Source organism: Kineococcus rugosus, assembly GCF_050871975.1.
In the GTDB taxonomy this organism is placed as follows: Bacteria; Actinomycetota; Actinomycetes; order Actinomycetales; family Kineococcaceae; genus Kineococcus.
In genome coordinates this window covers 19,357-37,719 of sequence record NZ_JBJLSJ010000043.1, presented here as the reverse complement: position 1 = coordinate 37,719, position 18,363 = coordinate 19,357, and the positions used below count along the sequence as shown (strand labels likewise).

19 protein-coding genes are annotated in these 18,363 nt (G+C 76.9%); 9 read left to right on the top strand and 10 right to left on the bottom strand.

The genetic code is table 11. The features are described 5' to 3' along the window. Window positions 1-491: 491 nt before the first annotated feature. Window positions 492-1,232 (bottom strand): SDR family oxidoreductase, encoded by a 741-nt coding sequence (locus ACRYM6_RS20130; RefSeq protein WP_432544668.1) that lies wholly within the window; start codon window positions 1,230-1,232, stop codon window positions 492-494. 111 nt (window positions 1,233-1,343) lie between these two features. Here ACRYM6_RS20130 and ACRYM6_RS20125 point away from each other — a divergent pair, with 111 nt between their 5' ends. From ACRYM6_RS20125 to ACRYM6_RS20105, 5 genes are all read left to right on the top strand, one after another. Then, window positions 1,344-2,120 (top strand): TetR/AcrR family transcriptional regulator, encoded by a 777-nt coding sequence (locus tag ACRYM6_RS20125; RefSeq protein ID WP_432544669.1) that lies wholly within the window; start codon window positions 1,344-1,346, stop codon window positions 2,118-2,120. Between the two features lie 48 nt (window positions 2,121-2,168). After that, a complete protein-coding gene (locus tag ACRYM6_RS20120) occupies window positions 2,169-2,882 on the top strand; it encodes a hypothetical protein (protein ID WP_432544667.1) in 714 nt (237 codons plus the stop codon). 207 nt (window positions 2,883-3,089) lie between these two features. Next, window positions 3,090-4,613, top strand: coding sequence for a PepSY-associated TM helix domain-containing protein (locus ACRYM6_RS20115; protein WP_432544666.1), 1,524 nt, complete (start codon window positions 3,090-3,092; stop codon window positions 4,611-4,613). Window positions 4,614-4,684: 71 nt separating this feature from the next. Next, the gene (locus tag ACRYM6_RS20110; RefSeq protein WP_432544665.1) at window positions 4,685-5,644 is read left to right on the top strand and encodes an oxygenase MpaB family protein; all 960 of its coding nucleotides are present in this window, start codon (window positions 4,685-4,687) and stop codon (window positions 5,642-5,644) included. 38 nt (window positions 5,645-5,682) lie between these two features. Next, window positions 5,683-6,948: a PP2C family protein-serine/threonine phosphatase gene (locus tag ACRYM6_RS20105; protein ID WP_432544664.1), complete on the top strand. Its 1,266-nt coding sequence runs from the start codon at window positions 5,683-5,685 to the stop codon at window positions 6,946-6,948. 14 nt (window positions 6,949-6,962) lie between these two features. Here the strand turns inward: ACRYM6_RS20105 and ACRYM6_RS20100 are convergent, their stop codons facing one another. Genes ACRYM6_RS20100 through ACRYM6_RS20075 form a run of 6 tightly spaced genes read right to left on the bottom strand, consistent with a single transcriptional unit; the run spans window position 6,963 to window position 11,925 of the window. Next, complete coding sequence (locus ACRYM6_RS20100; RefSeq protein WP_432544663.1) at window positions 6,963-7,205, bottom strand: hypothetical protein; 243 nt, start codon at window positions 7,203-7,205, stop codon at window positions 6,963-6,965. A gap of 51 nt (window positions 7,206-7,256) precedes the next feature. Continuing rightward, window positions 7,257-7,937 carry a response regulator gene (locus ACRYM6_RS20095; RefSeq protein ID WP_432544662.1) on the bottom strand — a complete coding sequence of 227 codons (681 nt, stop codon included), beginning with the start codon at window positions 7,935-7,937 and terminating at the stop codon, window positions 7,257-7,259. Beyond that, window positions 7,934-9,385 (bottom strand): sensor histidine kinase, encoded by a 1,452-nt coding sequence (locus ACRYM6_RS20090; RefSeq protein WP_432544661.1) that lies wholly within the window; start codon window positions 9,383-9,385, stop codon window positions 7,934-7,936. The genes ACRYM6_RS20095 and ACRYM6_RS20090 overlap by 4 nt, the downstream gene beginning before the upstream one ends. A 19-nt stretch (window positions 9,386-9,404) precedes the next feature. Continuing rightward, the gene (locus ACRYM6_RS20085; RefSeq protein WP_432544660.1) at window positions 9,405-10,181 is read right to left on the bottom strand and encodes a hypothetical protein; all 777 of its coding nucleotides are present in this window, start codon (window positions 10,179-10,181) and stop codon (window positions 9,405-9,407) included. Continuing rightward, complete coding sequence (locus ACRYM6_RS20080) at window positions 10,178-11,014, bottom strand: ABC transporter permease subunit (protein ID WP_432544659.1); 837 nt, start codon at window positions 11,012-11,014, stop codon at window positions 10,178-10,180. The genes ACRYM6_RS20085 and ACRYM6_RS20080 overlap by 4 nt, the downstream gene beginning before the upstream one ends. Next, window positions 11,011-11,925, bottom strand: a complete 915-nt coding sequence (locus ACRYM6_RS20075) for an ABC transporter ATP-binding protein (protein ID WP_432544658.1) — start codon at window positions 11,923-11,925, stop codon at window positions 11,011-11,013. Before ACRYM6_RS20075 ends, ACRYM6_RS20080 begins: the two co-directional genes overlap by 4 nt. A 288-nt stretch (window positions 11,926-12,213) precedes the next feature. Between ACRYM6_RS20075 and ACRYM6_RS20070 the strand changes: the two genes are divergently transcribed. Both ACRYM6_RS20070 and ACRYM6_RS20065 read left to right on the top strand, forming a co-directional pair. Continuing rightward, window positions 12,214-13,338 carry a CDP-glycerol glycerophosphotransferase family protein gene (locus ACRYM6_RS20070; RefSeq protein ID WP_432544657.1) on the top strand — a complete coding sequence of 375 codons (1,125 nt, stop codon included), beginning with the start codon at window positions 12,214-12,216 and terminating at the stop codon, window positions 13,336-13,338. Beyond that, the gene (locus ACRYM6_RS20065) at window positions 13,335-14,108 is read left to right on the top strand and encodes a phosphocholine cytidylyltransferase family protein (RefSeq protein WP_432544656.1); all 774 of its coding nucleotides are present in this window, start codon (window positions 13,335-13,337) and stop codon (window positions 14,106-14,108) included. The genes ACRYM6_RS20070 and ACRYM6_RS20065 overlap by 4 nt, the downstream gene beginning before the upstream one ends. Here ACRYM6_RS20065 and ACRYM6_RS20060 read toward each other — a convergent pair. Further along, the gene (locus ACRYM6_RS20060) at window positions 14,080-14,952 is read right to left on the bottom strand and encodes an NAD(P)H-dependent oxidoreductase (RefSeq protein WP_432544655.1); all 873 of its coding nucleotides are present in this window, start codon (window positions 14,950-14,952) and stop codon (window positions 14,080-14,082) included. The two genes, ACRYM6_RS20065 and ACRYM6_RS20060, sit on opposite strands and share 29 nt — an antisense overlap. Window positions 14,953-15,032: 80 nt before the next feature. Here ACRYM6_RS20060 and ACRYM6_RS20055 point away from each other — a divergent pair, with 80 nt between their 5' ends. Beyond that, window positions 15,033-15,998 carry an AraC family transcriptional regulator gene (locus ACRYM6_RS20055; protein WP_432544654.1) on the top strand — a complete coding sequence of 322 codons (966 nt, stop codon included), beginning with the start codon at window positions 15,033-15,035 and terminating at the stop codon, window positions 15,996-15,998. On the opposite strand, the gene ACRYM6_RS20050 is transcribed toward ACRYM6_RS20055, so the two are convergent. Beyond that, window positions 15,973-16,875 carry an SDR family NAD(P)-dependent oxidoreductase gene (locus tag ACRYM6_RS20050; RefSeq protein WP_432544653.1) on the bottom strand — a complete coding sequence of 301 codons (903 nt, stop codon included), beginning with the start codon at window positions 16,873-16,875 and terminating at the stop codon, window positions 15,973-15,975. The genes ACRYM6_RS20055 and ACRYM6_RS20050 overlap by 26 nt on opposite strands. 97 nt (window positions 16,876-16,972) lie before the next feature. Between ACRYM6_RS20050 and ACRYM6_RS20045 the strand changes: the two genes are divergently transcribed. Then, the gene (locus ACRYM6_RS20045; RefSeq protein WP_432544652.1) at window positions 16,973-17,638 is read left to right on the top strand and encodes a TetR/AcrR family transcriptional regulator; all 666 of its coding nucleotides are present in this window, start codon (window positions 16,973-16,975) and stop codon (window positions 17,636-17,638) included. A 27-nt stretch (window positions 17,639-17,665) separates the two neighbouring features. Here ACRYM6_RS20045 and ACRYM6_RS20040 read toward each other — a convergent pair whose 3' ends face one another. Then, entirely contained in the window at window positions 17,666-18,313 is a 648-nt protein-coding gene (locus tag ACRYM6_RS20040) for an SMI1/KNR4 family protein (RefSeq protein WP_432544651.1), read from the bottom strand. Window positions 18,314-18,363: the final 50 nt, after the last annotated feature.

Here is an 18,363-nt window from a genome sequence, read left to right as displayed (position 1 = left end):
CTACGACGCCGTCGCCGACGGCTCCCTCGAGGTCCTGGCCGACGACACGACGCGGTACCTGAAGTCGCGGCTGAGCACGCCGGCCGAGGAGTTCTACCCCTGGCTCGACGAGCAGCTGGCCTCCTTCGTGCCCTGAGCACCGGGCCGCGGGAGCGGGCCGTTCGGCCCCCGGTCAGGCGTCGGGGTCGGTGCCGGGCGCGGTGATCCGCGCGAGCAGCGTGCACGGGCCGGAACGGTGGTCGTGCCGGGTTCGGCCGTGACCCTCGGCTGGTCGGCCACGCGCACCCACCGGGGGCGGGTGGTGCCGGTCCTGCGCATCGCGGTCACCCCCCGGTCCCGGGAACCCCGGGTGGGGGTTCCCCGCGGCGTCTTCAGCTGCGGCCGAGCCGTTCCGCGGTCAGGACGGTCCCGCCGAGGTTCCCCCCGCAGGCGTCGACCACGGCGTCGGGCGGCTCCTCCATCGATCCCGGGGTCGGGGTCCCGGCGGGTCGTCAGACGATGCCGCCGTTGGCGCGCAGCACCTGGCCGTTGACCCACCGGCCGCCGGGGCCGGCGAGGAAGGAGACGACCTCGGCGATGTCGGCCGGGGTGCCGAGCCGTTCCAGCGGGGGCTGGGCGGCCATCCGCGCGATCGTCGCCTCGTCCTTGCCGTCGAGGAACAGCTCGGTGGCGGTGGGGCCGGGGGCGACGGCGTTGACGGTGACGTCCCGGCCGCGCAGCTCCTGGGCCAGCACCGGGACCAGGGCCTCGACGGCCGCCTTGCTGGCGGCGTAGGCGCCGTAGGTGGGCAGGTGCAGCCCGATCACGGAGGTGGACATCAGCACGACCGCGCCGCCGGGGCGCACCCGCCGGGCGGCCTCGCGGGCCACGACGAAGCTGCCGCGGACGTTGGTGCGGTGCAGGGCGTCGAGGTCGTCGAGGTCGAGGTCGGCGAGGGTGGACAGCGCCAGCCGGCCGGCGGAGTGGACGACGACGTCGACGCCGCCGAAGGTGCCGGCGGCGGTCTCGAAGAGCGCGGCGACCTGCTGCTCGTCGGCGACGTCGGCCCGGGCGGCGACCGCCCGGCCGCCGTCGTCGGTGATCCGCCGCACGACGTCGGCGGCGGCGTCGGGGGAGCCGGCGTAGCCGACGACGACGGCCTGCCCGGCGGCGGCCAGGGTGAGGGCGGTGGTGCGGCCGATGCCGCGCGAGGCGCCGGTCACGACGGCGACGCGGGTGGGGGAGTCGGTCACGGGGTCATCCTTCCGATAGTGGTGGTACGCGTTGCTCGTTGCACTGGTACGACGACCGTAGCACGGTTTCGGATCGTTGCTACCGCTTTGCCGTAGCATTGCTCTGTGACGATGACCGGCCAGCCCGACGACACCGACCCCCCGCCCGGACCGGGACCCGCCCGGCAGCGCCGGCGCAGCGCCGCCGGCCTCGCCGGCGACGCCGACCTGCGCGCCGCCCTGATGGCCGCGGCCGAGCGGCAGCTCGCCCGCTCCGCCGACGGGGACGTCGCCACCCGCGCGGTGTGCCAGGAGGCCGGGGTCACCCAGCCGGTCCTGTACCGGCTCTTCGGCGACAAGCAGGGACTGCTCGACGCCCTCGCCGACGCCGCCCTGGAGCGGTACGCGCAGCGCAAGAGCGCCCTGGAGACCACCGGCGACCCCGTCGCGGACCTGCGCGCCGGCTGGGACGACCACACCGCCTTCGCGCTGGAGAACCCCGCGCTCTACCGCCTGGTCTTCTCCCCGCGCCCGGGGTCCTCCTCGACCGGGCACGAGCGGATCCTCGCCCTGCTCGAAGCGGCCCTGACCCGGTGCGCGGCCGTCGGGGCGCTCACCACGACGCCCCGGCGCGCGGCGCAGCTGATCCTGCCGGCCAACGTCGGCCTGGCCCTCGGCCTCGTCACCCGGCCCGCCCTCTTCGACGACCCCGACCTGTCCCGCCGCACCCGGGAGGCCGTGTTCGCCGCCGTCCTCGACGAGACCGGCGCCACGGCGCGCGCCCGCTCGGTGCGCGACGCGGCCCGGCAGCTGCACGCCCGGCTCCAGCTCGACGGGACCCCCGCCCTGGAGGCGGCCGAGGTGGCGCTGCTGAACCGCTGGCTGGAACGGCTCGACGCGACGGGGTGAGGTCCGACGCGCTGTCGTAGACGACGGCGGTCCCTCTAGGCTCACCCCGTGAACCGACCGACCACCGGCGTCCTGCGCGTGCTGCGCAGCGCGGTGGTGACGGTCGTCGTCGTCCTGCTGGCCGCTCTCGCCCACGTCGTCGGCGGGGGGCACGTGCCCTCCGGGCCGGCCGCGGCGGCCGTCGTGGTCGTCGTCGCGCTCGCGGTGCACCTGGCGACCCGCCGGCGGCTGAGCACCGGCGCGGTGCTCGCCCTGCTGGCCGGGGGGCAGCTGCTGCTGCACCGGGTGTTCATGGCCGTGGACTCCGCCCGCACCGGGCCGCTGGACGTCGAGACGCTCAACGCGGTGCCGATGGGGCAGCTGGCCCACGCGCACTCCCCGGCCGCCGGCCCGTCGTCCGCGATGACCGCGATGTCCTCGATGTCCTCGATGTCCTCGATGTCGTCCACGACCTCGATGGCCTCGATGCACGCCGGCGCCGGGCTGGACCTCGGGCCGTGGGTCCTGACGCCCATGCTCGCCGCCCACGTCGCCGCCACCGTCGTCACCGCGCTGGTCCTGGCCGGCGGTGAACGGGCGCTGTGGCGGTTGTGGGCGTGGCTGTCGCCGCTGGTCGTCGCCCTGTGCGCCCCCGCCGGGGCGGTCGCGGTGCGCCTGCCCCGCGCGGACCGCACCGCGTTCGAGCACCGTCCGCTGCACGAGGTCGTCCTCGTCCGCGCCCTGTCGCGGCGCGGCCCGCCGGTGGGTCCCGTCCACGCCTGAGCCCCACCGCTCGTCCCCGGTCCTGCTGCGCCGGGGCGCGGACGTCGTGGTGCCGGCGTGCGACGTCACCGCCGACCGCCTCGACCACCCCGCCCACCGGGCGGCGTGCCGTCGTCCCCTCCCCACCCCCGCGCCCGGCGACGCCGCGCCCGGTCGGGGGGAGGCCGACCCCGCGCTGCCCGCGGGCACCTCCCGTGAGGACCCGCCGTGCCTGCCGACGACCTGCTCACCCCTGCCCCGACGACCTCCCCACCCCCGCCGCCCCCGCCCTCGACGTGGGCGCGGCTGCGGCCGCTGGTGCTGCGCCTGCACTTCTACGCCGGGGTGCTCGTCGCCCCGTTCCTCCTCGTCGCCGCCGTCAGCGGCACCCTCTACGCCGCCACCCCGCAGATCGAGGAGGCGCTCCACCGCCACCAGCTGCACGTCACCCCCTCCGCGACCCAGCTCCCGCTGGCCGAGCAGGTCCGGGCCGCCGTCGACGCCCGGGGCGGGGCCGCCCCCGTCGCGGTCCGGCCCGCTCCCACGCCCTCGGACACCACCCGCGTCCTGTTCGCCGACGCCGCGCTGGGGGAGTCCGAGCGCGCCGCCGTCTTCGTCGACCCCGGCACCGGTGAGGTCCGCGGGCAGCTCACCGTCTACGGCACCAGCGGGGCCCTGCCGCTGCGGACGTGGGTGGACCAGCTGCACCGCGACCTGCACCTCGGCGCACCGGGCCGCCTGTACAGCGAGCTGGCCGCCTCCTGGCTGTGGGTGTTGACCCTGTCCGGGCTGGGGCTGTGGGCCGCCCGGCGGTGGAGCCGGCGCGCAGCCCCGGACGGCGCCCGCCGCGCCGCCGGGGGCAGGGGCGGCCGCGACCGGACCCGCACCCTGCACGCCGTGGTCGGCACCTGGATCGCGGTGGGCCTGCTGGCGCTGTCCGCGACCGGGCTGACCTGGTCCACGTACGCCGGGGCCCGGGTCACCGACCTGCGCGGCGCGCTGTCCTGGCAGACCCCGGCGGTGAACACCACCCTGCCCGGGACGGCCGGCGGCACCGTCGCTGGCGGTCACGAGGGCCACGCGGGTCACGCGGGTCACGAGGGGCACGAGGCCGCGGCGGACCCGGCCGTGACCCCCGCCGCGTTCGAGGAGGTCCTGGCCACCGCCCGCGCCGCGGGGCTGACCGCCGCGAAGATCGAGGTGAGGGCCCCCGCCGCGGCGGGCGCGGCGTGGAAGGTCGACGAGGTCGACCGCGGCCTGCGCACCCGGGTCGACTCCGCCGCCATCGCCCTGACCACCACCGCCACCGGGCAGGTCCTCGACGGGCAGGTCCTCGACGTCGTCCGGTTCGCCGACCACCCGTTCCCGGCGAAGCTGGCCCGCTGGGGCGTCGACCTGCACTCGGGCTCGTTCGGCCTGGGCAACCAGCTCGTCCTGGTCGCCCTCGGGCTGGGGCTGACCGCGGTGGTCCTGTGGGGCTACCGCCTGTGGTGGCTGCGGCGCCCCGACCCGGCCCGGCGCCTGTCGGCCGGGCCGCCCGCCCACCGCGGGGCCTGGCGCCACCTGCCCGCCCCCGTCCTGGCCGCCGTCGTGGTCGTCACCGTCGCGGTCGGGTGGGCGCTGCCGCTGCTGGGGGTCTCGCTGCTGGCCTTCCTCGCCGTGGACGTCGCCCTCGGCGCCGCGCACCGCGCCCGGGGCCGCCGCGCCCCCGCCCCGACCACCGGGGACCGGCGCTCCGGGAACCCTGGGTGAGCGGCTGACGGGTTCCCCGGCCCGCTCGCGCACGAGGTGCGCGAACCCCGCGGGCGGGTGAGGCTCGGGACGTGCCGGTCCTGCTCCGCCCGATGCGTCCGAGCGACCTGGGCGAGCGCGTCCGCCGCACCTTCCGGTCCCGGGTCTCCGGCGACCCGACGGGGGCGCCGGACTGGGTCCGCGACATCGCGGTGGTCGGGCGGGGACCGGGGTGGTTCGAGCCGGACGGCGTGGTGTGGCGGGTGCACGGGGACCTGTCCACCCTCGTCGGCGGGATCGCCGCGCTGCTCGGGCAGGGCGCGCACCCGCTGGCGCTGGCCGGGGTGCAGCGGCACTCGACCTACCGCACCGACCCGTGGGGGCGGCTGGCGGGCACGGCCCGCTGGCTGGTCGTGAGCACCTTCGGGTCGGCGGAGCTGGCCGACCGGGAGGCGGCCCGGGTGCGCGGCCTGCACGGGCGGGTGCGCGGGTCGACGGGTGCGGGCCGCGCCTACTCGGCGTCGGACCCGCAGCTGCTGCGGTGGGTCCACCTGGCCTTCACCGACGCGTTCGTCGCCGCCCAGGACGCCGTCGGGCACGACCTCGCCGGCCGCTTCGGCCGCGGCTGGGCCGACGCGTACGTGGCCGACTGGGCCCGCAGCGCGACGGCCCTGGGGGCGACCGACCTGCCCGCCAGCCGCCGCGAGCTCGACGAGGCGCTGCGGGCGCTGGAGCCGGACCTGGCGCCGGTGCCCGCCGAGCTGCTGGGGTTCATCGCCGCGCCGCAGGGGCTGGGCGCGGCCGAGCGGTGGTTCTACGCCGAGCTCGCCGCGGCGGGCGCCCTGGTGCTGTCGCCGTCGGTGGCGCGGTTCGCCGGGTTGCCGGGGCGGGGGGACCGGTCGGTCCCGGCGCGGGTGCGCCTGGGGCGCGCCCGCTGGCTGCTGCGCTGCTCCCGGCTCGCGCTCGGGCCGCACAGCCCGAGCGAGGAGGCCGCGCGGTACCGGATCGGCCTGGCCCCGGCGCCGGCGTGGCTGGGGACGCCGGCGCACTGACGGGACGTGCGCGCCCACCCCGATTACCGTGACTGGGTGTGAGTAGCAGTGACGCCGAGCTGACGCTGGCGATGGTGCGCACGCTGATGGACCACGCCCACCTGGCCACCCCCGGGCAGGTGCCCGACGCGATCCACGAGGCGGCCCGGGCGCTGGGCTGGACGGCGGTGCTCCACCTCACCGACCACGAGCAGCGCCTGCTGCTGCCCTCACCGGTCACGGGCGTCCCCCCGCGGCGGCCGCTGGCCGTCGAGACCACCCTGGCCGGGCGCTGCTTCCGCACCATGGAACCCCTCCCGTCGACGTCGGGGACCCCCGGCGTCTGGCTCCCCGTCGTGGACGGCGTCGACCGGCTCGGCGTCCTGGAGGTCGGCCTGCCCGCCGAACCCGACCTCGACGACGAGCTGTTCCTGGACCGCTGCCGGATGCTCAGCCACCTGGCCGGGCACCTGATCGCGGCCAAGAGCCCCTACGGCGACGGCCTGGACCACTTCCGCCGGCTGCGGCCGCGGACGGTGGCCTCCGAACTGCTGCACCAGGTCCTGCCGCCGCTGTCCTTCGCCTGCGAGGGGCTGGTCGTCTCCTGCCTGCTGCTGCCCGCCTACGACGTGGCCGCGGACGCCTTCGACTACGGCATCGGCGACGACACCGCCCACTTCGCGGTCTTCGACGCGACCGGGCACGACCTCGACGGCACGATCCTCGCCGCGCTGGCCCTGGCGGCCTACCGCAACACCCGCCGCAACGGCCGCGGCCTGGTCGAGAGCGTCCCGCTGATCGACCGGCTGATGGCCGAGCACGGCCGCGGTGAGCGGTTCGCCACCGGCGTGCTCGCCGAGCTGGACCTGTCGACGGGGCGGCTGCGCTACCTGAACGCCGGGCACCCGGCCCCGCTGCTCCTGCGCGGGGGGCGGGTGGTCAAGGAGCTGGACCAGGGGCACCGCGTCCTGTTCGGGCTGGGCTCGGGGGACTCCGAGGACGTCGAGCTGGCCGAGGAGTGGCTGCAGCCGGGCGACCGCGTCGTCCTGTACACCGACGGCGTCGTGGAGGCCCGCGACGGCGAGGGCAGGTTCCTCGGCCAGGAACGCCTGGAGGAGCTGCTGCACAAGGCGGCCGCCACCGGCCTGCCGGCCCCGGAGACCCTGCGGCGCATCGCGCACGACGTCCTGGCCCGCCAGGGCGGCGTCCTGCAGGACGACGCGACCCTGCTCGTCGCGGAGTGGGCCAGCGGCCGCGAGCGCACCTTCTCCGCCGTCGGCGGGGTGCCCCACCAGGAGCTCTCGCCGGACTCGCGCAGGGAGTGAGGGGACGCGGGGCGTCAGCCCCGGCGCCGCCGGCGGCGCTGCTCCACGTACGCCTCGAGGTTCTCCCGGTAGTGGTCGGCCACGGCCTGCGCGGCCGCCTCGTTGCGGTACCCCTCGTCCACGCGGATCGTCACGTAGACCTCCCAGGCGCCGTCGCTGCGCCGCCCGAGCCGCACCTCGGTCCACTCGTCGTCCAGGTGCGGCAGCAGCATCAGCTCGGGGAAGTTGGACGGGTTGGCGAGCAGGTCGTCCGACATGACCTCAGCGTGGACCCTGCACCGGCCCGGCGCCGGGAGGGACACGGCCCCTCACCGCGGCCCGCCGCGCTCCACGAGCCCGAACTCGTACGCGGCGATGACGGCCTGGACGCGGTCGCGCAGCCCCAGCTTGGCCAGGACGTTCCCGACGTGCGTCTTCACGGTCGTCGCGGACAGCACGAGGCGCTCGGCGGTCTCGGCGTTCGACAGCCCGTCGGCGATGCAGCGCAGGACGTCCAGCTCGCGGGGGGTCAGGGACCGCAGCCGCGGGTCCAGGCCGTCCCCGCGCGGGCCGTCGGCGGCGGTCGGCAGGTGCGGGGCGAACAGGTCGAGCATGCGGCGCACCACCCGGGGCGCCACGACGGAGCTGCCCGCGGCGACCGTGCGGATCGCCCCGACGAGCTCGCCGGGCTCGGCGCTCTTGACGAGGAACCCGCTGGCCCCGGCCCGCAGCGCGGCGAAGGCGTACTCGTCGACGTCGAAGGTGGTCAGGACCAGCACCTTCGAGGCGGGGTGCTCGGCGACGATGCGCCCGGTGGCCTCGATGCCGTCCACCCCGGGCATCCGGACGTCCATCAGCACGACGTCCGGGGCCAGCGCGCGGACCTGCTCCAGCGCGACGGCCCCGTCGGCGGCCTCGCCGACGACCCGCAGGTCGGGCTCGGACTCGATGACCAGCCGGAAACCCATGCGCATCAGCGCCTGGTCGTCCACGAGCAGCACGGTCGTCACGCGCGATCCCCCTCGTCCGTCCCCTCGTCCGTCCGCTCGTCCGTCCCCTCGTCCGTCCGCTCGTCCGTCCCCTCGTCCGCCGCGTCGGCCGGCAGCACCACCCGCACCCGCCAGCCGCCCCCGTCCCCGGGCCCGGCCTCGACGTGGCCGCCGAGCAGCCCGGCCCGCTCGCGCATCCCCACCAGGCCGCGCTGCGCGCCGCCGCCGCTGCCCGCGCGGGTGCCGCCGGCGTCCACGACCTCCACCTCCACGACCGTCCCGGTGCGGCGCAGCGCGACCCCCGCCGCCGGGGTCCCCGGCGCGTGCCGCAGCACGTTCGTCAGCCCCTCGGACACGATCCGCACCACGGCCAGCCGCAGCGCGGTGTCCGCCGGCAGCGGCGTGTCCAGGCCGCTCGTCGTCAGCGGCAGGCCGGCGGCCCGGAAGCGGTCCACGACCACCCGCAGGTCCGTCTCCGTCGGCGCCGCCGGGCCCCCCGCGTCCTGCGCGCCCAGCGTCCCCAGCACGCCGCGCATGTCCTGCAGCGCCTCGCGGCCCGTCCTGGACAGCTCCGCCAGGGCCTGCCGGGAGGCGTCCGGGGCGCGGTCCAGCGCCGAGGCCGCCCCGTCCGACAGCGCCACCATCACCGACACGCTGTGCGCGACGACGTCGTGCACCTCCCGCGCGATCCGGGCCCGCTCGTCCGCCCGGGCCAGGGCCGCGCTCGCGTCGCGCTCGCGGGCCACCGCCGCGTACCGCTCGGCGACGTCGTGGGCGTGCAGCCGGCGTTCGCGCACCCCGGCGCCGGTCACCGCGCCCAGCACCAGCAGCGTCAGCGTCAGCATCACCGTCCACGACCGGCGGCCCTCGGAGAACTCCGGCTCGGTCAGCTGCTGCACCGGGGGACCGTCCCCCGCGCTCTCCCCGACGCCCCCGCTCCACAGCAGGACCTCGCTGAGCCCGATGACCTGCCAGCGCCACAGCGCGACCGTCACCACGACCAGGACCGCCGCGCCGGTCAGCCACGCGGTGCGGGCGCCGTACCGGGCCGCGACCGCCCGCAGCGCCCACGCCAGGCAGACCCCCAGCACCCCCAGGACCCCCGCCACCCGCAGCGACAGGACCGCCAGCACCGTCAGCACCGCCGTCACCGCCAGCGGACGCCACCGCCGCACGACCAGGACGAGCGCCCCCAGCCCCGCACCGGCGAGCCAGACCGCCGGGACGAGGTCCTGCAGGCGCCCACCGGGCGCGAACAGGCCCAGGGCCGTGGCCCCCGCGACGGTCTCGGAGACCACGAGCGCGGTCGGAGCGGCCAGCAGCAGCACCACCGGCAGCGGCGCCGCGGGCTGCACCCACGGGTGGTCGGCCAGGAACCGGTCCAGGGCGGTCCCCCGCTGCACCTGCTCGGCGGTCAGGCCCGGCCGGTCACCGGCCGGTGCGACGGTCCCGGGGCGCCACGAGCTCACCGCCCCACTGTCCCACCGCTCAGGTGACGTCACGGCTGCGCAACCGGTGCCCGGCGAGCAGGAGCACCCCCGCGCACCACCCGACCAGGACCAGCGCGCCGGTGCCCGCCCCCAGGTCCGGACCCGGCCCGGCGGCCAGCGCCGCGAGCTCCGCGTCGTCGGCGACCAGCCGCCCCCCGCTGCCCGGCAGCAGCGCCCGGGCCGTGTCCGCGACCCGCCCCGGGTTCGCCGCCAGGAACCCGTCGACCAGCACGAGCAGCACCACCCCCGTCGTCAGCGCCGCCGCCGGCCGCCGCAGCAGCGACCCCAGGCCCAGCCCCAGCACCGCCACCCCCGTCAGGAGCAGCACGTACCCGGCCGCGGCCCGCACCGCCCCCGGGTCGGCGGCGTCCCAGCCCGCCCCGGCCGCCACCGGCACCGACGCCGCCAGCGCGACGACCGCCGTCACCAGCGCCACGGCCGCCGTCACGACGGTCTGCGCCACCAGCACCGGCCACCGCCGCGGCACCGCCGCGAACGTCGTCAGGGACGTCCCCGTGCTGAACTCCCCGGCCCCCACCACGACCCCCAGGACCAGGACCCCCAGCTGGGCGGGCACGGTCCCCGCCCCCACCACGGCGACCCCCGCACCCCCCGGCCCGGCCAGCAGCGCCGACACGGCCGTCAGCGCGACCGCCGACGCGACCGTCCCGGCCACCAGCCACCCCGGCCACGGCAGCCCCGCGAGCTTCGTCCACTCCGCCGACACCACCCGCGGCAGCGTCACCACCCGCGCGCCCGCCCCCGGGGAGCTCACGACGCCAGGTCCCGGCGGCGCAACCGGTGCGCGGCCACGGCCAGCGGCACCGCCACCCAGCCCGCCAGGACCAGCGCCGACCCCGCCCACCCCACGCGAGGGGCGCCGTCCAGCGCGCCGCCCCCCGGGACCAGCAGCGCCGCACCCGCCTCCACCGGCGTGAACGTCGACACCGTGTTCACCACGGCCGTCGAGGTCCGCACGTCCCCCGGGGCCAGCCCCACCGGCGGGCCGGTCGCGAACTCCACCGCCATCCCCAGCAGCACCGGCAGGACCAGCAGCACCCCGAACGCCGTCACCAGCGCCGGCACCGGCCGCCGCAGCAGCGCCCCCACCGCCAGGCCCAGCAGCGCCGTCCCCACCAGGTACGCGATCGCCCCCACCAGCACCTGCCCGGTCCCGGCCGCCGCGAGGTCGGGCGTCAGGTCCCGCGACGCCGCCGCGGGCAGGATGCCCAGCACCGCCGCACCGACGGTCGCCACCGCCACCACCAGCACCAGACCCGCCGTCACGACGGCCTGCGCGGCCAGCACCGGCCACCGCCGCGGCACCGCCGCGAACGTCGAGCGGAACGTGCCCGTGCTGAACTCCCCGGTCCCCACCAGGACCCCCAGCACCATCGGCCCGACGAAGCTCAGCGGCAGCGCGTCCGTCAGGTGCCGCGTCGGCACGAAACCCGGGTCCCCCGACGAGGAGCTCGCGAACAGGTGCGTCAGGAGCCCCGTCACCACCACCGTCGCGACCGCGACCGCGACCGTGGACCGCAGGCCCAGCAGCTTCGTCCACTCCGCCGCCACGACCCGCCCGAACGTCGGCCTCGACGTCGGTGTCACCGCGCACCCCCCGCCCGGAACTCCACGGACCCGGCCGTGAGCTCCAGGTACGCCTCCTCCAGCGAACCCCCCTGGGCCGCCAGTTCCAGCACCGTCACCCCTTCCCGGCCCGCGGCCGACCCCACGTCCTCCACCGTCGCCCCGCGCACCAGCAGCGCGCCGTCCGGTTGCGCGTCGACCTCCGCCCCCAGGCGCCGCAGCGCTCCCGCCAGGACGTCCGGGCCCGTCGTGCGCACCCGCACCCGGCCGGCGCTCGCGGACCGCCGCACGATCTCCTCGACCGGGTCGTCGGCCAGCAGCCGGCCGCGGCCGACGACCAGGACGCGGTCGGCGCACAGCGCGAGCTCGTGCATGAGGTGCGAGGACAGCAGCACCGTGCGGCCCTGCGCGGCCAGGTCCCGCACCAGCCCCCGCACCCACAGCACCCCGTCGGGGTCCAGGCCGTTCACCGGTTCGTCCAGCAGCAGCGTCCCGGGGTCGCCCAGCAGCGCACCCGCGATCCCCAGCCGCTGGCCCATGCCGAGGGAGAAGCCCTTGACCCGGCGGCCGGCGACCTCCTCCAGCCCGGTCAGCCCGATGACCTCCTCGACCCGCGAGCGCGGGATGCCGTGGGTGCGGGCCAGGGCCAGCAGGTGGCGGAAGGCGGTGCGGCCGGGGTGGACCGACCGGGCGTCGAGCATCGCGCCGACGGCGTGCAGGGGGGCGGGCAGGTCGGCGTACCGGTGGCCGTCGACGGTGACCGTCCCGGCCGTGGGGCGTTCCAGCCCCAGGACCAGGCGCATCGTCGTGGACTTCCCCGCGCCGTTCGGGCCCAGGAACCCCGTCACCTTCCCGGGCCGGGCGGTGAACGACAACCCGTCCACGGCCGTCGTCGACCCGTAGCGCTTCGTCAGGCCCTCCGCGGTGATCATGCGTCCTCCTCGTGTCCGGTGGCGGCCTCGTGGCCCGTCGCCGTCGACGCTAGGGACGCGCGCGCCGCGCCATCACCTGCGCGCGGACGAGGTCCCGGGCCGCCGGTCCTCCTCCTGGAGGAGGACCCGGCGGGGCCCCGCACCCGCTTCCGGCACGGCGTGGCCCGGCGGTGGGGCGATCGGCCGAGTGGTGGGAGGAATCGTCGGCGGGGCCCCCGACGCTGCACACTGCACTCGGCCGGGTCATCACCGGGGCGTCCAACCAGCACCGTCGACCGAGAGAAGAACGTGAAGATCGTCTACTACAGCTTCGGGGGCCGTTGCTCCGACAACCCCCGCGCCCTGCACCAGCGGGCCCTGCACCGCGAGGACCTGCGGGACGTGGAGCACGTGTGGCTGGCTCACCCCCGCCACGCCGCCTCCTTCCCCGCCGGCACCGCCACCGTGCCCGTCGGCACCGCTGAGGCCGTGGCCGCGCTGGAGTCCGCCGACGTCGTCGTCGCCGACAACCACCTGCCGCGCTTCACCAAGGGCCCGGCCACGACCTACGTCCAGACCTGGCACGGGACCCCGCTCAAGCGCATCCACCGCGACGCGCTGAACCAGGCCGCGGGCAACGAGGAGGTGCTGGCCCGCCTCGACGACGACGTCACCCGCTGGGACGTCCTGCTGGGGCCGAGCGAGGCCGGCGCGGTCCCCCTGCGCGCCGCGTTCCGCTTCCCCGGTGCGGTCCCGGTCACCGGCTACCCCCGCAACGACGCCCTGCTGGCGCCGGGCGCCGCCCGGCGCCGCGAGCAGGTGCGCGCGCAGCTGGGCGTCGAGGCCGGGCGCACCGTCGTCCTGTACGCGCCCACCTGGCGCGACGACGACCGCGACACCGGCGGTGACCCCGACGCCCGCCTGCCCCTGGACCCCGACCGCTTCGCCCAGCGCCTGGGGCGGGACCACGTGCTGCTGCTGCGCCTGCACCACCTGGTGCCCGACGCGCTGCGCGGGCGTGACGTGGCGGGGGTCGTCGACGTCTCCGAGCACCCCGACATCAACGACCTGTACCTGGCCGCCGACGTGCTGGTCAGCGACTACTCCTCCGCGATGTTCGACTTCGCCCTCACCGGCAAGCCGATCGTCTCCTTCGCCTACGACCTCGCCCACTACCGCGACGTGGTGCGCGGCTTCTACTTCGACCTGCCCGAGATCGCCCCCGGGCCGGTGCTGGAGACCTGCGAGGAGGTCCTGGACGCCCTCGCCGACCTGGACGCGCTGCGGGCGCGGTCCGCGCAGCGGTACGACGCGTTCAGGGCCCGGTTCTGCCACGCCGAGGACGGGCACGCCGCCGACCGCGTCCTCGACCTGGTCCTGCGGTCCCACCTCGACCCGGCCGTCCTGACCGGCACGGCGGGGGTGGGCGCGTGAGCGGCTCCAGCGGTCCCCGCCCCGGCGCCCGGGGCGAGGGCGTCCAGGCCGTCATCCTCGCCGCCGGCCTGGGCACCCGGCTGGGACGCCCGCTGCCGAAGTCGCAGACCGTGCTGCGCGACGGGCGCACCATCATGCGCCAGCAGCTGGACAACCTGCGCTCGGCGCTGGGGGAGCAGGTGCGCGTCGCCGTCGTCGTCGGCTTCAAGGCCAACCTGCTCATGGAGGCCCACCCGGACCTGCGCTTCGTCTACAACGAGCTCTTCGACTCCACCAACACCTCCAAGAGCCTGCTGCGGGCGCTGGAGACCTCCCACCCCGGCGGCGTGCTGTGGATGAACGGCGACGTCGTCTTCGACCCGCGGGTCCTGCAGCAGGTGCAGCCGTGGCTGGAGCGCGACGAGAGCTTCGTGTGCGTGAACACCGCCGCCGTCGGTGAGGAGGAGGTCAAGTACACCGTCGACGCCGGGGGTTTCATCGACGAGCTGTCCAAGACGGTCTCCGGTGGCCTGGGGGAGGCGGTCGGCATCAACTACGTCAGCGCCGCCGACAAGGCGGTGCTGATCGAGGAGCTGCGCGCCTGCGCGGACGGCGACTACTTCGAGCGGGGCCTGGAGACGGCCATCGCCCGCTGCGGGCTGCGCGTCGCCCCGGTCGACGTGTCGACGTTCGACGTCGTCGAGGTCGACTTCGAGGACGACCTGCAGCGCGCGGACCGCATCGACGTGGGGAACCTCTGGCTCAGGCCCGCTGCCGCGGACCTGAACTGACCGGCCCCCCGGCCGGGGGTCGGGCCGGGGGTCGGGCCGGGTCGAGCCGGTGGATGCCGAGGTCGGTGCGCCCGGGCAGCAGGTCCGGGCGCAGCGCGCGGGTCCCGCGGTAGTCGCCGTCGCGCAGGCGGCGGTACGGGCGGACCGCCTCGGTGTCGAGGGTGCGCAGCCTGCCGGTCAGCCGGTCGACCTCGCGGTCGACGCCCTCGGCCCCCAGGGTGTCGGCGTCGTGGACGACGTGCAGGTCGAGGGTCTCGATCCCGACGTACCAGAGCACCCCGTGGGTGAGGGGGAACAGCAGGGACTCCAGGTCCCCGCTGATGCCGCGCGGGCCGATGGAGCGCTCGTCCTCGCCCGCGGTCACCACCACCAGGGCCCGGCGCCCGACGAGGCCGCCGTCGCCGTACCGGCGCGGCACGCCGAGGTCGGGGTCGAGGTCGCCGAAGGCGAAACCGGCGGTGAGGACGCGGTCGACCCAGCCCTTGAGGATGGCCGGCGGCCCGTACCACCACAGCGGGAACTGCAGGACGAGCAGTTCGGCGCGGGCGAGCTTCTCCTGTTCCCGGGCCACGTCGGGCGGTGTGCGGCCCTGCGCGTGCGCCTCGCCGAGGAGTTCGGCGAGGTTGCCGGGGCGGGCGCCGTCGGCGGGGTCCTCCTCCAGGCCGAGGTCGCGCGGGCGCAGGACGGGGTCGAAGCCCTGGGCGTGCAGGTCGGAGGTCGCCACCTCGCGGTGGGCGGACAGGGCCCGGACGCCCTCGCGGAAGAGGCGGCCGTTGAGGGAGGAGGCGACGGGGTGGGCGAGCACCCACAGGGCCGTCCCCGGGGTCGGTGGGTGTGTGGTCACGGGTCCATCCCACCCGGTCCGCCTGGACGGAACCATGAGTCAGACGCCGTTCCACCTTCGTGATCGTCTAACGTGGTGGGGTGGATGCGTTCAGCGACCTGTTGCGGGGCGTGCGGGCGCACGGCTCGCTGTTCGGCAGCACGACGCTGACCCCGCCGTGGTCGCTGCACTTCGTCGACGGGGCCCCGCTGAGCCTGTGCACGGTGGTGCGCGGCGGGGGCTGGATCGTGCCCGAGCGCGAGCCGCCCGTCCGGCTCGGCGTGCACGACACGGTGCTCGTGCGCGGCCCGGGCACCTTCGCGTTCGTCGACGAGGTCGGCACCGCGGCGGTCCCGGTGGAGTGCGGGGTGGAGTGCGCGGTCCCGGAGCTGGGCGGGACCCGGCACCGGCTGGGCTGGTACGAGCCCGACGGCGGGGACGGGGCGACGGTCTTCGTCGTGGGCGCCTACCCGGTGCGCGGGGAGATCAGCCGCCGCCTGCTGGAGGCGCTGCCGGTGGTGCTGCGGGTGGACGCCGGGGGAGCGCTCGACCCGGTGCTGGGGCACCTCGCCGACGAGATCGCCGTCGACGCCCCCGGCCAGCAGATCGTCCTGGACCGCCTGCTGGACTGGATGCTGGTCACCACCCTGCGGGAGTTCTTCGACCGTCCCGGCGGGCGGGCACCGGCCTGGTGGGCGGCCCAGCACGACCCGGTGGCGGGCACCGCGCTGCAGCTGCTGCACGGCGAGCCCGCGGCGCCGTGGACGGTCGCCGCGCTGGCCCGGCGCGCGGGGGTGTCGCGCGCCACGCTGGCCAAGCGGTTCAGCGACCTCGTCGGCGAACCGCCGCTGACCTACCTCACCGGCTGGCGCATGACCCTGGCCGCGGACCTGCTCCTGGACCGCCCGGGGGCGACCGTCGCGGAGGTCGCCCGCGCCGTGGGGTACGTCGACCCGTTCGGCTTCAGCACCGCGTTCAAGCGGGTCCGCGGGGTCAGCCCGAGCGAGTTCCGGCGCGCGGGGGCCGCCACGGCCACGGGGGTCACAGCGGGAACCGCACGCCCGTGAGGTCCTCGGAGACGGCCCACAGCCGCTGCTGCGTCGCGAGGTCGTAGGACTGCGGGCTGGAGGTGACGAGCCGGGGGTACCCGCGGACCTCGCCGCGGCCGCCGGGGCCGTAGTACTGCCCGCCCAGGACGGACGGGTCGGTCGCGGCCCGCAGCGTCGGCAGGGCGCCCATCGCGGCCGGCTGCGTGAGGACCGGGGCGAGGCGGTCCACCGGGGCCCGGACCGCGGCGGGGGCGTGGCGCACGAGCTCGGTGTTGGACACCCCGGGGTGCGCGGCCGTGGCGAGGGTGCGCTCGCCGTGCGCGGTGAGGCGGCGCTGCAGCTCGTAGGTGAACAGGAGGTTGGCCAGCTTGGACTGCCCGTAGGCGCCGACCCGGGAGTAGGAGCGCTCCCACTGCAGGTCGTCGAAGTGGATGGCCGCGCGGATGCGGTGCCCGACGCTGCTGACGGTCACCACGCGCGAGCCGGGCACGGGCAGCAGCAGGTCCAGCAGCAGACCGGTGAGGGCGAAGTGGCCCAGGTGGTTGGTGCCGAACTGCCGCTCGAAGCCGTCGCGGGTCGTCTCCTTCGGGGTGTACATCACCCCGGCGTTGTTGACGAGCAGGTCCAGGTGCGGGTGCGCCGCGCGCAGGGCGGCCGCGGCCTCGCGGACCGACGCCAGCGAGGTCAGGTCGAGCTGCTGGACGGTGACGTCCCCGGCCATGCGGGCCGCGGCCCGGGCGCCCTTGTCGACGTCGCGCACGGCGAGGACGACGGTGGCGCCGCGCGCGGCGAGGACCTCGGCGGTCGCGAAGCCGAGGCCGGTGTTGGCGCCGGTGACGACGGCGACGCGGCCGTGCTGGTCGGGCACGTCGCGGGCGGTCCAGTGCGTGCTCATGTCGTCCTCCTGGGGTCGGGTGGTGGTGCCGACGACGCTAAGAGACCGGTGGTCTGCTGTCAAGAGACCGGCGGTCTGAAACTGCTAGGGTTCCCGGGTGACGTTCCAACGGGCCCGCAGCGAGGAGCAGCGCGAGATCCGGCGCCGCGCGATCCTCGACACCGCGGCCGCCATGCTCGAGGAGATGCCCGTCGCCGACGTCAGCCTCAACGAGCTCAGCCGCCGCGTCGGCCTGGCCAAGTCGAACGTGCTGCGCTACTTCGACTCCCGCGAGGGCGTCCTGCTGGAGCTCATGGACTCCGTGCTGCGGGAGTGGCTGGCCGAGCTCGCCGCCGACCTCGCCGCCGGGGTCGACGCCGGCGGGCCGCCGGTGCCGCGGGCCGAGCAGCTGGCCGCGGTGCTCGCCCGGTCCCTGGCGGGCCGGCGGGTGCTGTGCGACCTGGTCGGCGCGCAGGGCGGCGTCCTGGAGCGCAACGTCACCGCCGAGGTCGTCGCCCGCCACAAGCGCACGGCCCTGGCCCGCCTCACCGCCGCGGCCGACCTCCTGCGCCGGTACGTCCCCGAGCTCGGCGCCACCGCCGAGACGTTCTGCTTCCAGGCGCTGGTCCTGGCCGGTGCCCTGGCGCCCTACAGCTCCCCGCCGCCCGGTGTGCTCGCCGCCTACGCGGCCGAACCCGAGCTCGCCGTCCTGCACCGGGAACCGGAGGACTCCCTGCGGAAGGCGATCCGCACCCTGCTCCTGGGGGCCGTGCCCCGCGGCTGACGCCGCGGCGCGCGGGCCCCGGCCGGCTCAGCCCCCCGGCCGGAACAGGGCGTGCGGGCCCACGCCGTCCGCGGCCCGCAGGCTCCAGCCCACCCCGTCGTCGCCGGGCGCGCCGTGCCCCCGCTCCAGCAGGTCCGCGAGCTGCTCCAGGTACGACAGCAGCGACGGGGCCAGCACCCGGTGGTGCTCGTCGTCGCGGCCGAACACCATGACCTGCCCGGCGGTCCCGCGCACGTCCGGGTCCAGGTCCACCCCGACGTGGTTGCCACCACCGTCGTGCGTCAGCGGAACCCACCCGCGCAGCGAGTACTTGGTGCGGACGAAGCCCTCCGGTTCCGAGCCCGCGCCCTCGTCCAGGTCGGAGTCGGCCTCGAACCCGGCCCACTGGTCCCAGTGGAACAGCACCCCGTCCAGGGGCAGGAGCGCGGCGCCACCGACCAGGCCCGCCGCCCACCGCGGGTCGGCGGCCGTGGGCTGCACCTGCCCGTCGTGCAGGCCGTACAGCGCCCGCACGTCCGGCGGCAGCCGCCGCCCCAGGTGCCGCTCCGCCGCGTCGAGCTGCGCGTCCGTCGCCGGCGGGTTCAGCAGCGGGTCGCCCGGCACCAGCGCCACCACCCGCTCGAACGCCGCGCGCGTGCGCCCGGCCACGTCCCGGTCCTCCGCCCGATCAGCCACCCCGACACCGTAGCCACCGGCGCCGCCGCCGGCGAGGGTTCCTCTGCAAC

Coding starts and splice junctions, on each gene's coding strand:
- ACRYM6_RS20125 (WP_432544669.1), top strand. CDS start 1,344: ATGACCGGCCAGCCCGACGACACCGACCCCCCGCCCGGACCGGGACCC.
- ACRYM6_RS20100 (WP_432544663.1), bottom strand. CDS start 7,205: ATGTCGGACGACCTGCTCGCCAACCCGTCCAACTTCCCCGAGCTGATG.
- ACRYM6_RS20075 (WP_432544658.1), bottom strand. CDS start 11,925: ATGATCACCGCGGAGGGCCTGACGAAGCGCTACGGGTCGACGACGGCC.
- ACRYM6_RS20050 (WP_432544653.1), bottom strand. CDS start 16,875: ATGAGCACGCACTGGACCGCCCGCGACGTGCCCGACCAGCACGGCCGC.